The organism is Leucobacter chromiireducens (assembly GCF_003917135.1).
Classification (GTDB): Bacteria; Actinomycetota; Actinomycetes; order Actinomycetales; family Microbacteriaceae; genus Leucobacter; species Leucobacter chromiireducens_A.
Genome location: NZ_RPDI01000019.1, coordinates 16,136 through 31,533, shown reverse-complemented (window position 1 = coordinate 31,533; position 15,398 = coordinate 16,136). Strand labels below are relative to the sequence as shown.

The window sequence follows — 15,398 nt, the reverse complement described above, 5'->3', positions numbered from 1 at the left end:
GCTGGTGTTTCCTCACTCTTTGGTTTTCCCGCTGTTCCGCGCTCACTCGGCAGTCGTGTCGGTCGAACGCTGCGCCGCTTCCGCGGTGCTCGTGCCCGGCCGATGCTCGGCCACCCATCCCTCGATGTTGCGCTGCGGCGCCACATTCAGCGCCAGTGCACCCGAAGGAACATTCTTCCGCACGACCGTACCCGCTGCCGTGTACGTGCCATCTTCAATGGTAACCGGAGCGATGAGCACATTCTTCGATCCGACGCGAACTGCGTCGCCGACCGTCGCCTGGTGCTTCTGCACGCCGTCGTAATTCGCAAAAATGGTGCCAGCGCCGATGTTCGTGCCGGTGCCGATCGTGGCATCGCCAACGTAGCTCAGGTGCGGCACCTTGCTGCCGTCGCCGATCTTCGCGTTCTTCGTCTCGACGAACGCGCCGATCTTGCCAGCCTCGCCGAGCTCCGTGCCCGGGCGGATGAACGCAAAGGGCCCCACCTCGACGCGTGGCGCGAACACCGCGAGGGTCGCCTCGCTGCGGCGGATGCGCGCGTCTGCACCCACCTCGCAGTCGATGAGCGTCGTGTCCGGGCCGATGATCGCGCCCGCGGCGATCGACGTCGCACCGTGGAGGAACGTGCCTGGCAGGATCTCGGCGTCCGCCTCGATCGAGACGTCGGCGTCGATCCACGTCGTCGTCGGATCCTGGATCGTCACGCCGGCGCGCTGATGGGCCTGCACGATGCGGGCGTTGAGCTCGCGGCCAGCCTGCGCGAGCTGCACGCGGTCGTTGACCCCGGCGATGAGCCACGGATCATCGGTGGCGACGGCCTCGACGACGCCGCCCGAGCTGAGGATGCGCGCCGCGGCGTCGGTGAGGTACTTCTCGCCCTGGGCATTGTTCGTGTCGATCTGCGCGAGCGCTTCGGTGACCGCGCGGCGCGCGAACACGTAGATTCCGCCGTTGATCTCGGTGACGCGGCGCTGCGCCTCGCTCGCATCCTTCTCCTCGACGATGCCGGTCACCGCGCCGTCGGCGGCGCGGAGGATGCGGCCGAGACCGGTCGGGTTCGCGAAGATCGCGGAGAGCATCGTCATCGCGCGGCCGCCGTCGAGGTGGCCGGTCACGAGACGCTCAAGCGTTGCGGTGTCGACGAGCGGCACATCGCCGGAGAGCACCACGACCGAACCGTCGAAGTCCGCCGGCAGCGCCTCGAGCGCCTGCTCGACCGCGCGCCCGGTGCCCGGCACCGCGTCCTGGTCGACGATCACCGTGTCGGGCGCGTGATCCAGAATCGCGGCCGCGACGCGCTCGCGATCGTGGCGCACCACCGCGACCACCTGCGTCGGCGACAGCCCTGCCGCGGTGTCGAGCACGTGGGCGATCAGCGAGCGGCCGCCGATCGGGTGCAGCACCTTCGGCAGCGCCGACTTCATACGAGTGCCCTGACCCGCCGCGAGAATCACGACCGCAAGTGAGCGTTCAGCCATGTGCGTTTCCTTTCTCCCGGCCGCTCGGTACGGCCGTGTGCGCGCCGCGAGGATCCCCCGCACGAGCGCACCAGTTCCGCCTCCAGGATTCGAACCTAGACCTCACAGCTCCAAAGGCTGTCGTGCTGCCATTACACTAAGGCGGACCGTGCCGAAACAGCACGGGACTAGTCTGCCAGAATCCGAGGCGGCTCGTGACACCCGCGCGCACGCGAGATAATGGGTGGATGAAACACGAGGACGAGGTCGATCGGATCATCGCGGACTGGAGTTCGGCGCGACCGGATTTGGATCTCGCGCCGCTCGCGATCTTCTCGCGGCTGTGGCGCATCACGAAGCACCTGGACCGCGCACGCGCGCACGCCTTCGAGCGCTCGGGACTCGCCTCGTGGGAGTTCGACGTGCTCGCGGTGCTGCGGCGCGGCGGCGAACCGTTCCGGCAGAGCACCAAGGTGCTCGTGCAGCAGACCATGGTCTCGAGCGGCACGATGACGAACCGCATCGACCGGATGGTGGATCGCGGCCTCGTACTCCGCCTCACCGACCCGAACGACGGCCGCGGTGTGCTTGTGGAGATGACCCCGCTCGGCCTCACACTCGTCGACGCGGCGATGACCAGGCTGAGCGACGCCGAGGAGCGGCTGCTCGGCGGGATCCCGCGCTCCGAGCGCGACCGGCTCTCCGTGCTGCTGCGCCGCCTCGCGCTCAGCGTCGACCGCTTCGAGCCCGAGCCGCTCCCTGGCGAGGCGGACTAGCCGCCTCCCCAGGGAGCTCCCTCCCCCGCTACTTCTTCGGCTTCGCGGCGGGCTTTTTGGCGACCTTCTGGGTCGCGCTCGCCTGCGTCGCCGCGATGTTCTTCGAGCCCGGGTAGCTCGCGGTCACCTTCACGTTCCCCGTGAGCGCGCGCGGGGCCTTCACCGTGATCACGCCGCGGTGATCCGCGCGCAGCGTGACCGTCTGCTTCGCGGAACCGAAGCTGACCCGCAGCGATCCGGTGGGGTACGCGCCGTTGCTCAGCTTGCCGAGCTTCACCGTCACCGAGGGCCGCGAACCGTACTTCGCCTGCGTGGTGGAGACGCGCGCGGACGACACGGTCGCCTGCACGACGCTCAGCGCGCGCACCGAGACGCGCTTCGGGGTGTCAGCGTGCGTCTCGTCCCCGATGTACTCGGCGGCGACGCGGTAGCTGCCAACGTTCAGCACGGGGAGACGGAGCGTCGCCTGCCCGCCGCTCACGCGGGCCGTGCCCAGCTCGCGCGACCCTGCGGTGAAGAGCACCGTCCCGGTCTTCGCGCCGGTGACCCGCACCGACGCGCTCGGCCGCACGCCGTAGCTCACCTTGGCTGCGTCGACCGTCACCGAACCGAGCGTCACGGGGATCAGCCCGATGGTCACCCGGCGCGGCTTCGAGGTGGAGGGCGCGGTGCGCGCGTCTCCCGCATACCGCGCGGTGAGCTGGAAGGTCGTCGCGACGGGTGAGGCGTACGCGAGCGTCGCGACGCCCGACTGGACCGGCGCAGCGCCGAGCTCCTCGTCGCCAGCGAAGAAGGTGACCTCGCCGCTCGCATCGCCCGGCACCGTCGCGGTGAACTCGAGCTCATCCTGCGCGAACCCTGAGGTGTCACCGCCGACGCGGGTGGTGGACGAAAGGCGGGCGACCTCGGCGACGAGCTCGGCGCTCGACGCGGCGAAGCTCCCGCTCTCGCCGCTGAACTCGGCGCCGAAGGTCTGCGCGCCCCCTGCCGGGAACTCCGAGGGCGCGCACACCGCGCTACCCTCGACGACCGGTACCGCCGCGCAGCCGGGCACCGCAGCGCCGCCCTGCGTGAACGCGACCACGCCGCTCGGCGATCCCGCGCTGGCGCGCGAGGCGGTGACGGTCGCGGTGAGCGTGCCGCCGGCGCCGACGCTGAGCTCCCCCGCGGTCAGCGCGAGCGCGGTCTTCGCAGCGCCGAGCAGGTAGACGGACGCGTAGTCGGTGCCGTTCGCGCCGCCGACGAGATCCGGCACCCCGTTGCCGTCGAAGTCGCCGATGCCGCCGACCGACCTGCCGAGCTGGGCGCCGGCGCCCGCGCCGTCGATCCGGAAGCCGTCGGCAGCGCTCAGCGCCGCCGTGGCGACCGTGCCGGAGAAGCCGGGGCGCGCGTACACGACGTAGACGGCACCGGCGTTCGCGCCGCCCGAGTCGTGCCCCCACGCACCGAGCACGGTGTCGGGCAGCCCGTCACCGTTCACGTCACCAACGCCGGCGGAGGCCCAGCCCAGTTTGTCGTCGGCGGCCGCGCCGTCGATCCAGTAGCCGCGCGGCGTCTCGCCATCGCTGCACACCCCGTTCGTGCGCGGCTCGGCGTCCGCGCACTCGTAGACCGCATTCGCCGCGGCCCCAGGGCGCGTGAACACGGTGCCCGTGGCGTCGGAGCCGAGGACCACCGCGGCGCCGCCTGAGCGCGGACCGGTCGCGGCGTTCGTCACGCCGTCACCGCCGACGATGAAGTCGGCCTTGCCGTCCCCGTTGATGTCGCCGAGTGCGGCGATCGACGTGCCGAGCCGGTCGCGCCCGCGCTGCGGGCCGGTGACCGTGAAGCCGTGCTCGCCGAGGGCGCTCACGTCAACGCTCTGCGGGGTCTGTGACCCAAACACGGCGTACGCGGCGCCCGGCACCGCGGTGCCAGCCCCCCACGGGGTTGCGCCGTAGCTCCCGACCACGACGTCGGCGAGCCCATCACCGTTCACGTCGCCGACGTTCTCCGCCGACGTGATCTGGCCGCCAGCGCCATCGATCGTGAAGAGCACGCGCGCGGCGCCCGCGGCCGACGCGACGTCGATCGTACGCACATCCTCGGATCCAGCGATCACCCAGACGCGGCCGACCTTCGCGGCCGCCGGGGCCCCGGTCTCGGGGTTCGCTGGCTTGCTGTAGAGGTTGTCGGTGATCGCGAAGTCGGCGAGCCCATCACCGTTCACATCGCCGAGGCCAGTCACCCAGAACCCGAAATTGGCGGCGCCGCCGGGCGCAGCGTTCTCGGCGACCGCGGCGGAGTTGGTCACCTCGAAGCCGCGCGTGCCGAGCGTGGCGACATCGACCGGCTCAAAGTCGGCGGCGCCGAGCACCACCCAGGTGCGCTGCGTGCGGTTCGAACCGACGATCACGTCGTCGAGGCCGTCGCCGTTGACGTCGCCCATGCAGGAGACGCTCATCCCGGCGAACGCGTTCGGGATGTTCGGTCCGTCGATGCGCACCGCCCCGACGGCGCTCCCCGTGCCGATCGGGCCACCAGCGGGATCCTGGCCGCCGAGGAGCACGTACGCCGCCCCCGCGTTCGCGGTGTTCCCGCGCTTCCACCACCAGTCGCCCACCACCGTGTCGGCGAAGCCATCGCCGTTCACATCGCAGGAGGCGCGGCTGGCGCCGTAGCCGAGGTCTCCCCCGGCCTCTCCGGTCCAGCGCAGCTCGGAGACGGGCGGGGCGCCATCGCTCACGGCGGCGGCCGGGGTCGCGCCGAGCCCGCCGGCGGCCAGCCCGAGCGCGATGGCCCAGCCGAGTGCCGCGCGGGCGCGCGTAACTGATCTGTTCACAGTGTTCCTGTTTCTCTCAGAGGACGCGGGTTCTCGGCATGGTGCCGCCCGCTCGACGGGACGCGTCAGTTCGGCGCGTGCACCCCGTTGTTCTTGCCGAAGTCGGCCTTCGCATCAAACTTCTGCCGACTGAGCTGCACCTCGCCGAGCACGCTGCCCGGCCGGATCAGCTGGCGGATCGCGCCGACCGTGCGGTCCGCGCGCGCGGACCCACCGTAGGGGTCGCTGTAGACGATGCCGCTCTGTGCTGCGCCGCTCGCCAGCTGCAGCTCGCCCAGGTAGAAGTCGCGCTGGGCGCCGTTGAACGGCGAGCGCGGGTCGGCGTAGTCAAAGCGCTCGGTCCCCGCGAGCCCCGCCCAGAGGTAGTCGGTTGCCGGGCGGTCCGAGTACCAGGCGAAATCGAGTGGCCGGCTGATGGCGTTCGTCGTCGCGGTGCTCGCCGCACGATCGTAGACGCGGCTCGGGTTGCGGATGCCGAACCAGGGGTCGAAGGCCGCGAGCACCGTGCCGTCGGCCGTCGTGATCTTGCTGTCGCTCTCCCAGAGCTCGTAGAGCGTCCAGTCGGTGGGGTTCGCGCGCACGCAATCGGTCGTTGGGATGATCCGGCGGCCGCCGTCCCCGGCTGGCAGCACGCTCCCGACCGTGGGAATCGGCTCGTCGGGCGCGCACGTGCCAAACATCTCGTTCGCGTTCCCGAAGCGGGTGAGGATCGAGGTGATGAGCTCGGTTCCGTCGGTACAGCGCGCTGCGAACTCGCTCTCGTGCGCGTTGTTCGAGGTCGCGTCGGCCGACCAGCTGCCCTGGTGCTGCTTGATGAGCACGTCGCAGAGCACCTGATTCCCCGCGGCGTCGCGGAGCCAGTTCCGATCCGCGTCGAGCATCTTCACGCCGTTCGCCACGAACACCTTGTGCCCGGCGTTGTCCTCGTGCCGCATGGCCATGCCACCGTGCTCGTGTCCGTAGTTCTCGAGCTCCTCGCTCGTGTACCCGAAGGGGATCCCCACGGGCTCGCCGGCCGCGAGATCGCTCGGCGCGTAGAACGCCGCCACCCAGTCAAAGATGTTAGAGCTCCGTGGATCCGCGCCGTGCTCGTGCCCGAAGCTGCAAAGCCTTCCCGTCGCCGGGTCGGTCACCTGCGCGGGATGCCAGGTTGGATAGATCTTCCCGTCCGGGCCGATCGTCTGGTACGACTCATGGAGCGCGACCGGACACGTGTCCACCGCGGCCGGCGTCCAGTTGCGCTCGACGTACGCCTTCGACGCGGTGCGCACCGGGGCCTCCGGCTCGGGTTCCGGCGTGGTCGCTGGCCGCGCGAGCGTGAGCGCGGTGGTGCGCTGCGTGGCCGCCGGCTTCGTCTCGCGCACGGTGAGCGCGTAGGCCGCCGGCTTCTCCGTGAGCGCGCCGTACTGCGCCGCGGTGAGCTGCATGGCGACGGCGTGCGTCCCCTGCTTCAGCTGCACCGACCGGGTGACGAGGACCGATCCGCCGCGGGCGAGCTGCACGGACGCCGTGCAGCCACCGGCCGCAGCGCACTTCAGCGAGAGCTCGAACTTCCGACTCTGCGGCACCGTGTAGCTCGTGCCACGCACGCTCAGCTGCGCGGCCGCGGGCTTCAGCGTGGCACGCTGCGTGAAGGAGGCCTTGCTCGGCTTCGTGGCCTTGCCGGTGACCGTGAGGGTCGCGCTGCCGCGCGCGGTGAGGGCGCGGTACTGCGCCGCGGTGAGGGTCCACTTCAGCGTCTTCGAGCCGCGCGCTTTCGCCTCGTACTTCACCGTCTTCGACCCGCCCGTGCTGAGCTTCAGCCCGAGCGATCCCGCGCACGCACGGGACCCCGTGCACGCGACGGCAACGGAGACCACGCGGTCGGTGCCGACGCTCGGGGTGACCGTGACTTTCTGCGGTGCTGCCGCGAGTGCGGCGGTCGGCGCGGTCACCAGGAGACTCACCGGGAGCAGCGCCGCGCACGCGAGGAGCAGCGCACGGCGCGCGACTGACCCCCGCGCTGAGGCCGTGCGGCGCGTGGTCGTGTGGGTCATGTGTGCTCCTCGTCTCCGTGTGGATCTGTGTGCATGGGCTGGTCGCTGCGCGGCGGTGCCGCTGCGCGACTGTATTGGTCGCTGCGCGGCGGTGTTGATCGCCCACCAGGCCAAAAACAGTTCATCCTACCTAGCTAAGGTTCCCCTAAGCAAGATCAGATGTGTGGATCTCCGCACACAAAAACCCCTCCCGCGTCTCGCTCGGAGACACGGGAGGGGCCGGTGATGCGGCGCGCGGGCGCCGGCGTTAGCTCGCCGGGGCATCCTCCGGGAGCGCGGGGGTCGACGCCGGGGCGACGCGCATGCTGCCGGGCGCCTCGAACGCCGCCGCGTAGCCGAGCAGCGTCGGATCCGAGTACGCCGCACCCGCGAAGGTCAGCCCGACGGGCATCCCGATGTCGGACATGATCCCCATCGGCACCGTGACCGTCGGAATCCCGAGGTGGCGCAGCGCGTAGTTGCCGTTCGAGAAGAACACGCCGTTCGACCAGGCGTGATCCGCAGCAGCAGGATCCCGCTCGGCATCCTCGCGCCCCACATCGGCGTTCGCGGGGAACACCACGCCGTCGAAGCCCTCCTCGCGCAGCCAGCGCTCAAACAGCTCCTCGCGGAGCTGCACGAGGGCGCGGAGCCCCGGCGCGAAGTCGGCGCGCTCGCGCGGATCCGGCACCCCACCGGGGGTCTGCGCGAGCGCGACCGTCGCCCGGTAGCGGTTCGGGTAGTCCTCGACCTCCTCGTAGCGATCCGGCAGGGTCCCCTCGGGCTGCGGGAAGATCTGATCCGGATCGACGACCCCGAGGTTCGGGATCGCCGGGTCGGCGTTGGCGCGCAGGAAATCATCCCAGCCGAACGCGAGGAAGTCGTTGAATTCGGTGTCCATCCAGCCCGCGGGCAGCACGCCGAGCGCGTCGACGTTCTCCTGCCCCGGCCGGTCGCCCTCGTACTGCTCGATGAGCGGGAAGCCGGTCACCACGACCTCCGCGCCGAGCTCCTCGAGCCGCGCGCGTGCGGCGGCGAACCGCTCGATCACGCTCGGGCGCACCGCGATCGGGAACTTCGGATCCTCCCCGAGGTACATCGCCGGGACCGCGAAGCGCTTGCCACGAAGGGCGTCGGCGTCGGCGACATCACGGTAGCTCGCCGGGCGGTGCTCGCTCGGCTTCGGCAGCGCGACGACGCTCTGGTTGCGCCAGAAATCGCCGCGCGTGTTCGCATCATCCTGAACGAGCACGTCGAGCAGGCGGAGCATGTCTGGCATCGTGCGGGTGTGCGGGACGACCACGTCGCGCGCGGGGAAGAGCGGCCAGTTGCCGCGGATGGAGAGCACGCCCCAGCTCGGCGTGTACGCGCACAACCCGTTGTTCGAGGCCGGGCTGCGGCCGGAGGACACGGTCTCCTCCCCCATCCCGAACACCGCGAGGTTCGCCGCGGTCGACGCTCCGGAGCCGTTCGACGAGCCGGACGCGTACGCCGCGGCGAGGTAGTCGCGGTTGTACGGGCTCTCGGCGCGCCCGTAGACGCCGCGCTGCATCCCGCCATCGGCCATGGGTGGCATGTTCGTCTTGCCGACGAGCACCGCGCCGGCCTCGAGCAGCTGCTCGACCGAGAACGCGTCCCACTGCGCGACGAGGTGCTCGAACGCCGGCGAGCCGGAGGCCACGGTGAGCCCCTGCACCATGTACGAGTCCTTCACCGTGAAGGGCACCCCCTCGAGCGGGCGCGCGGTGCCGGCAGCCCAGCGCCGGTCCGACTCCTCGGCTGCGGCGAGCGCGTGCGGGTTCGGCACGACGATCGCGTGCAGGCCGGCTGGCCCCTGATCGTAGACCGCGGCGCGTGCGAGGTAGCGCTCGGTGAGCCACACGCTCGTGATCTCGCCGCGCGCGAACGCGCCGAGCACATCCTCGATCGTGGCTTCGATCAGCTCAAACTTCTCGGTCGGGTCGCTCATGCACTTCCTCGTTCCTGTTCCGAACCGGTATCCTGAAAATAGTTTCAGTTCTGCGGCGCGCGGTGTCAAGCTCGCCGCGCCACACGAGAGGGGTCGCATGTCAGCGGACGCCCGCGCACGCATTCTCGCCGCCTGTGCCACCGTGATCGCGCGCGGCGGGCTCACGCACTTCCGCATGAGCGACGTTGCGCGCGAGGCCGGCGTCTCGATCGGCCTCCTCCCCTACCACTTCGGCGATCGCGATGGACTCCTCCAGGCCGCGCTCGACGAGGTGACCGCGAGCGCGAGCCGCCGAGCCGAGCAGGTGCCGGAGGCGCAGACACCCGCGGCTCGGCTCGCCGCCCTCCTGTCCTCGGAGTTCGGCGACGCGGACGACATCCGCGCGGGATCGACCGCGTGGAACGAGCTCCGCGCCGCCGCGGTGTTCGATCGGGATCGGGCACTCGCCGTCGCACGCTCCACCGCGGCATGGCAGCGCGACGTCGCCGCGCTCATCGCCGAGGCCCGGCCCGAGGCCGACGCTGAGGCGCTCGCGCTCACGCTCACCGCGCTCGTCGAGGGGCTGTCGGGGCGGTGGCTCACCGGCCAGCTGACGGCCGGCGAGGCGCAGGCGTCGGTGCGCGCGACGCTCGCGACGCTGGGCCTCGCGGACTGAGCTGCGCGGGGCCGAGTGCATTCGAGCGCGGGGTGAGCCGCGCAGCCGCAACACGCGGAGAAATCCGAAATCTCGGTGCGTTTCGCGGGATACCCTCCGAGCTTTCCAATTTCTCCGGCGGGATGTGGTGCTGCGTGTGCCCGGGCACAGGTGTGGGTGCGGGCACAGGTGTGGGTGTAAGTGTGGGTGCGAGCACAGACACGCAAGCCCGGCGCGCGGGCGCGCAGCGCCGCCAGAATCCGCCCCACTGTGCCACACTCGACGTGTGACCGTGCGCGTAGGATTCATCGGCTCGGCGCACTCCGTTGCCCGCCTCGCGGGGACCGAGGCGCAGCTGCCCGGCATCGCCCTGCGCTGCTACCCGTACACGGATCCGCACGACACCGCGGAGCAGTACCGGAGCGCGCTCGCCGAGAACGACGCGGTCTGCTTCTCCGGCACGATCTCGCACTACCACCGCGTGCGCGCGCTCGACGGCGACACCCCAGTGCTCGTCGGCCGCTTCTCCGACTACACGCTCGCCGCCTCGCTGCTCGCCGCGACCGCGGGCCCGCGGCCCGAACCGGATCCCGCGCCGCGCACCCCACTCACGATCCCCGAGATCTCCATCGACATGCCGAACCCCGAGGTCGCCGCGGCGGTCGCCAGGGACACGGGCATCCGGTTGGATCCCGCGCAGGTCACCGACTACCGGTGGGTGTACGAGTCGCGGTTCTCGCGCCCGGTCGACGTCGGTGAGATCGTCGGCTTCCACGAGGATCGCGCGGAGCGCGCGGGCGCCAGGCTCGCGATCACGAGCGTGCACGCGGTCTACGACCGGCTCCGCGCGGCCGGGCGGCCGGTGATGTTCATGATCGACTCGCTGCAGCACGACCTCGACCTGATCCGCACCGCGCAGCAGCGCGTGTCCGTGCAGCGCCTCGAGGGCGGACTCCTCGCCGTGGTCTACCTCACCGCGGAATCGTCCGCCACCGACGGACCGGCCGCGGCGCTGCGCGCACGCCTCGCGACCGAGCTGACACGCTTCGCCACCCCCGTGCAGCACCGGCTCGCCGCCTGGCAGCGCGGCGGCCTCGACATGTTCTACACGACGCGTGGCGAACTCGACGCCCGCCTCCCCGCCCTCACCTCGGCGATGCAGGACGCCGGGCCTGGCGAGCGCGGCGTCTCGCTCGGCGCCGGGGTGGGCAGGCACCTGTACGAGGCCGAGGATCGCGCACTGCAGGCGCTGCGCCGGGCCCTCGCGGAAGCGGGCACCGCGGCCTTCCTCGTCGACGAGGACACGCGGGTGCACGGGCCGCTGGGCGCGGCTGGCGCGGCCGAGCCCGGCGCGGAGAGCCGGCACACCGAGCCGTGGCTCATCGAGCTCGCAGCGCGTGCCGGCATGCAGGCCCGCACGGTGACCCGCCTGATGGCGTTCCTCGCCGGGCGCGACTTCGCCCCGTTCACCGCCGCGGAGTGGGCGGCCGCGAGCCAGACCTCGCCCCGCACCGCGGAGCGCGCGGTGCGCAAGCTGCTCGACGCTCGGGCGCTCGACGTCGCCGGGCAGGAGCAGCCGCTCGATGCCGGCCGACCGAGGACGGTCTACGCGCTCGCCGAACCGCTCGAGGCCGCGGCGCGCCAGCACCGCGCGAGCGCTGGCGCGGCCGACTCGACGCACGCACGCGCCTCGTTTCACCCGCGCGACACCGGCGCGTGACGCGGCTGGCTCTGCCAGGCACGACGCACCCCCGCGGGATCCCGCACCGCTTCGAGCGCCAGTCACTCTCTGGAGCGCAACAGTCAGCTCGGGGTGGCCGCCGCTTTGACAGCGGCGCGGCGCGCCCCCTACTCTCTCGTATTACCGACACTCAAACGACACAATCAACGACGAGGTGGGTTTTCCCAAATATGAGAATTGTCAGCGCCGACATCCGAGTGATCGAGGCACCGCTGAAGGTACCGTTCATCGTCTCCTACGCCCGCTACGACGTGATGCCGAGCGTGATCCTCACGCTCCGCACCGACACCGGCCTGATCGGGATCGGCGAGGCGGTCCCCGACGAGCACGTCACCGGCGAGACCGTCGAGTCCGTCGTCGCGGCGCTCACGCAGCACCTGCTGCCCGCGCTCCGCGACACCGACCCGCGCAACCTGAACCAGGTACACGAGCGCATGAACACCGCGCTCGTCGCGAACGGCGCAGCAAAAGCCGCCATCGACATCGCCTGCTGGGACCTGCTCGGCGCGCACGCTGGGCTCCCCATCCACGCACTCCTCGGCGGGCGCAAGCCCGAGCAGCCGATGATCGCGAAGGTGCTCAGCATCCTCCCGCCGGCGGAGGTCGCCGCGCAAGCAAGCACGGCCATCGCCGACGGCTTCACGCACCTGAAGATGAAGCTCGGCACCGATCCCGCGCAGGACATCGCGCGCGTCGCCGCGGTGCGCCAGGCCGTCGGATCCGACATCCGCATCCGCGTCGACGCGAACCAGGGCTGGCAGGACGTCGCCACCGCGCGCCGCATGATCGCCGCGATCGAACCCTACGACATCGACTGGATCGAGCAGCCCATCGCCGCAGACGATCTCGACGGCTTCCGCCGCCTCCGCCCGCACACGAGCGCCGTGATCATGGCCGACGAGGCCGTCATCACCACGGGCGACCTCGCCCGCCTCATCCGGGACGAGTCGGTCGACATGGTCAACCTGAAGCTCATGAAGTCGGGCGGGATCCTGCCCTGCCAGCGTCTCGCAACGCAGGCGGCGCTCGGCGGCCTCGCCGTGCAGATCGGCTCCATGCTCGAGACGAGCGTTTCCTCAGCCGCGGGCTACCACCTCGCGCTCGCCCACCCGAACATCGTCTCAACGGAGCTCTCCGGCCCCGTCGCGTTCGCCGACGAGCCCGGCGACCTCCACTTCCCACTCCCATACGTCGACATCACCGACCGCCCCGGTCTCGGTGTCACCCTCGATCCCGCGGCGCTTGACCGCCTCACCGTCTCAGCGAAGGAGCTGATCGTCGAATGACCACGATCACCGAACCCCCGAAGCGCCGCCTGCGCGACCGCCTCTCGATCCCGCACACCTACGCGATCATCCTCACGATCGTGGTGCTCGTCGGCATCCTGTCGTACGTCATCCCCTCCGGCGAGTTCGAGCGCGTCGACGTCGACGGCCGCCTGATGGTCGTGCCAGGGACCTTCGATACGGTCGCAAAGACCCCGATCCCGCTCTTCGACATCTTCACCGCGATCCCGCGCGGCATGCAGGCCGCCGCGCAGATCGTGTTCTACATCTTCCTGGTGGGCGGCGCGTTCGGCGTGATCCGCGCGACCGGCGCGATCGACGCGGGCATCAACCGGCTCGTGCAGAAGATCGGCACGAGCGAGCGCTTCATCATCCCGCTCGTCATGATCGTGTTCTCGGTGCTCGGCTTCACCACCGGCATGGCCGAGGAGTGCATCATCTTCGTGCCGATCGGGATCGGCATCGCGCTGTCCCTCGGCTACGACGCGATCGTCGGCACCGCGATGGTGGCCATCGGCGCGGCCTCCGGCTTCATCGGCGGCATGATGAACCCGTTCACCGTCGGCGTCGCGCAGGGCATCGCCGAGGTGCCGCTGTTCTCCGGCATCTGGTTCCGCACCGCCGTCTACATCCCGATCCTCGCCTTCGCGATCTTCTACGTGATGCGCTACGCCGCGCGGATCAAGAAGAACCCGGAGACCTCGATCCTGTACGGCCGCATCGGCGGCGTCGGCTCCACCGAGTACGCCGTGAGCGAGGAGATCCCGCCGCTCACCGCACGCCGCAGCATTGTGCTCATCCTGCTCGCGCTCGGCATCGCCATCAACATGTACGGCGTGTTCAACTGGGGCTGGTTCCTCGACCAGCTCGCCGCGAACTTCTTCATCGTCGCCATGCTCTCCGGTATCATCGGCGGGCTCGGCGTCAACGGCTCGTTCACGAACCTGGTCGAGGGTATGCGCGCGGTCGTCTTCGGCGCGCTCGTGGTCGGCTTCGCCCGCGCGATCCTTGTCGTGATGCAGGACGGTCAGACGCTCGACACGATCGTCAACTTCATCGCCGATGGCATCTCGCACTGGCCGCCAACGCTCACGGTGCTCGGCATGTTCGTGTTCCAGGCCATCCTGAACTTCTTCATCCCCTCGGGCAGCGGCATGGCCGCGACGACCATGCCGCTCATGGTGCCGCTCTCGGATCTGCTCGGGATCGACCGGCAGGTCGCCGTGCTCGCGTTCCAGTACGGTGACGCGATCACGAACTCGATCATCCCCACCTCGGGCGCGCTCATGGGCTACCTCGCGGTCGCGCGGATCCCGTACGAGCTGTGGGTGAAGTTCATCTGGAAGCTGATCGCGGTGTGGCTCGTCGTCGCGGCACTCGCGCTCGTCGCCGGCGCCATCTGGGGCGTGCCGGCGTGATCGAGCCGGGCGGCACCGGCGGGGCGGCTGGCGGGGTGGCTGGCGGGATGGCTGGTGGGGTGCCGCGGATCATCCGGATCCGCGAGCACCTCGCCGCCCACCCGGAGCCCAGTTGGCAGGAGCACGGCACCGCCGCGTACCTCGCCGAACTCTTCGAGGAGGCTGGGCTGCGGCCCCAGCGCTTCGCGGACTTCCCCGGCTTCACGGTCGACGTCGGGCCAGGTGAGCCCGTGGTCGGGCTCCGCGGCGATCTCGACGCGCTCGCGCACGAGACCGAGGCTGGCCCGATCCTCGCGCACTCCTGCGGGCACGACGCGAACCTCGCGATCGTCGCGGAGACCGTGCTGCAGCTCCACGAGCTCGGCGACGCGCTTCCGCACGGGGTGCGCGCCATCTTCCAGCCGGCCGAGGAGCAGGGCAACGGGGCGGCGTCCGTCGCGGCGCTCGGGGTGGCCGACCGGCTCGACACACTGTTCGGTGTGCACCTTCGCCCCGGCAGCGAACTGCCAGCGCCGCGCTTCGCGCCGGCGATCTCGCACGGCTCGTGCTGCTTCGTGCGGGGCCGGATCGCTGGCGCCGACCACCACGGCGCCCGGCCACACCTGGGGGTCAACGCGATCGAGGTGGCGACGGAGTTCGCTGGCATGGTCGCCGGGCTGCGGGTCGACCCGCAGGTCGCCTCTTCGGCGAAGTTCACGGAGCTGCGCGCCGGATCGGGCAATCTCAACGTGATCCCGGGCTCCGCAACTTTCGGGATCGACCTGCGCGCGCAGACGAACCCCGTGATGACGGCGCTGCGCGAGGGGGTCGCGCGCATCGCGCGGGCGCTCGAGCTGCGCTACGGCGTGACGATCACGCTCGCGGAGGAGGACTTCGTGCCCGCCGCGATCGTTGGTGATGCGGCGGAGGCGCGGCTCGCGCGGGCGGTCCGGGAGGTCGCCGGTGAGGCGGCGCTCGCGCCGCGTGCGGTGACCTCCGGTTCGGACGACTTCCACTGCTACACGCTGCACCGCCCGGCGCTCCAGGCCGCGATGCTCGGCGTTGGGGCTGACGTCACGCCCGGCCTGCACGACCCGGCCATGCGCTACGACGTGTCCCGGCTGGCGCCGGCCGCGGCGGTGCTCGTGGCGGCGTGCCGCGCGGAGGGGTGAGGGGCCGCTCGGGTGACTCGGTGATCTGAGCGCATGGGTGGCTGGGCCCCCACTTTCAGCCGGAGAAATCTGATATTTCGGAGGCAAACGCCAGTTTTCGCCCGAGAAACCTGATTTCTCCGGCTGGAT

10 protein-coding genes and 1 tRNA gene are annotated in these 15,398 nt (G+C 70.9%); 6 read left to right on the top strand and 5 right to left on the bottom strand.

Annotated features, from left to right (window positions below; translation table 11 throughout):
• Positions 1-42: 42 nt before the first annotated feature.
• Together glmU and EGM46_RS09965 are read right to left on the bottom strand one after the other, a co-directional pair.
• Entirely contained in the window at positions 43-1,479 is a 1,437-nt protein-coding gene (gene glmU / locus EGM46_RS09970; RefSeq protein ID WP_125100006.1) for a bifunctional UDP-N-acetylglucosamine diphosphorylase/glucosamine-1-phosphate N-acetyltransferase GlmU, read from the bottom strand.
• A gap of 74 nt (positions 1,480-1,553) precedes the next feature.
• Positions 1,554-1,625: transfer RNA gene (locus EGM46_RS09965), tRNA-Gln, on the bottom strand.
• A gap of 81 nt (positions 1,626-1,706) precedes the next feature.
• Here EGM46_RS09965 and EGM46_RS09960 point away from each other — a divergent pair.
• A complete protein-coding gene (locus EGM46_RS09960; RefSeq protein WP_125100005.1) occupies positions 1,707-2,234 on the top strand; it encodes a MarR family winged helix-turn-helix transcriptional regulator in 528 nt (175 codons plus the stop codon).
• 28 nt (positions 2,235-2,262) lie between these two features.
• On the opposite strand, the gene EGM46_RS09955 is transcribed toward EGM46_RS09960, so the two are convergent.
• From EGM46_RS09955 to EGM46_RS09945, 3 genes are all read right to left on the bottom strand, one after another.
• On the bottom strand, positions 2,263-5,055 hold the full coding sequence (locus EGM46_RS09955; RefSeq protein WP_125100004.1) for an Ig-like domain repeat protein: 2,793 nt from the start codon (positions 5,053-5,055) through the stop codon (positions 2,263-2,265).
• A 65-nt stretch (positions 5,056-5,120) separates the two neighbouring features.
• The gene (locus tag EGM46_RS09950; protein ID WP_125100003.1) at positions 5,121-7,091 is read right to left on the bottom strand and encodes a hypothetical protein; all 1,971 of its coding nucleotides are present in this window, start codon (positions 7,089-7,091) and stop codon (positions 5,121-5,123) included.
• A gap of 247 nt (positions 7,092-7,338) precedes the next feature.
• Positions 7,339-9,039, bottom strand: a complete 1,701-nt coding sequence (locus EGM46_RS09945) for an amidase (protein WP_125100002.1) — start codon at positions 9,037-9,039, stop codon at positions 7,339-7,341.
• A 97-nt stretch (positions 9,040-9,136) separates the two neighbouring features.
• On the opposite strand from EGM46_RS09945, the gene EGM46_RS09940 reads away from it, so the two are divergent.
• From EGM46_RS09940 to EGM46_RS09920, 5 genes are all read left to right on the top strand, one after another.
• Positions 9,137-9,694, top strand: coding sequence for a TetR/AcrR family transcriptional regulator (locus EGM46_RS09940; protein ID WP_125100001.1), 558 nt, complete (start codon positions 9,137-9,139; stop codon positions 9,692-9,694).
• 265 nt (positions 9,695-9,959) lie between these two features.
• Positions 9,960-11,393: a hypothetical protein gene (locus EGM46_RS09935; RefSeq protein ID WP_125100000.1), complete on the top strand. Its 1,434-nt coding sequence runs from the start codon at positions 9,960-9,962 to the stop codon at positions 11,391-11,393.
• 191 nt (positions 11,394-11,584) lie between these two features.
• On the top strand, positions 11,585-12,700 hold the full coding sequence (locus tag EGM46_RS09930) for a mandelate racemase/muconate lactonizing enzyme family protein (protein WP_125099999.1): 1,116 nt from the start codon (positions 11,585-11,587) through the stop codon (positions 12,698-12,700).
• Entirely contained in the window at positions 12,697-14,118 is a 1,422-nt protein-coding gene (locus tag EGM46_RS09925) for a YfcC family protein (RefSeq protein ID WP_125099998.1), read from the top strand. Before EGM46_RS09930 ends, EGM46_RS09925 begins: the two co-directional genes overlap by 4 nt.
• Positions 14,115-15,269 carry an amidohydrolase gene (locus EGM46_RS09920; protein ID WP_125099997.1) on the top strand — a complete coding sequence of 385 codons (1,155 nt, stop codon included), beginning with the start codon at positions 14,115-14,117 and terminating at the stop codon, positions 15,267-15,269. The genes EGM46_RS09925 and EGM46_RS09920 overlap by 4 nt, the downstream gene beginning before the upstream one ends.
• Positions 15,270-15,398 lie beyond the last annotated feature (129 nt).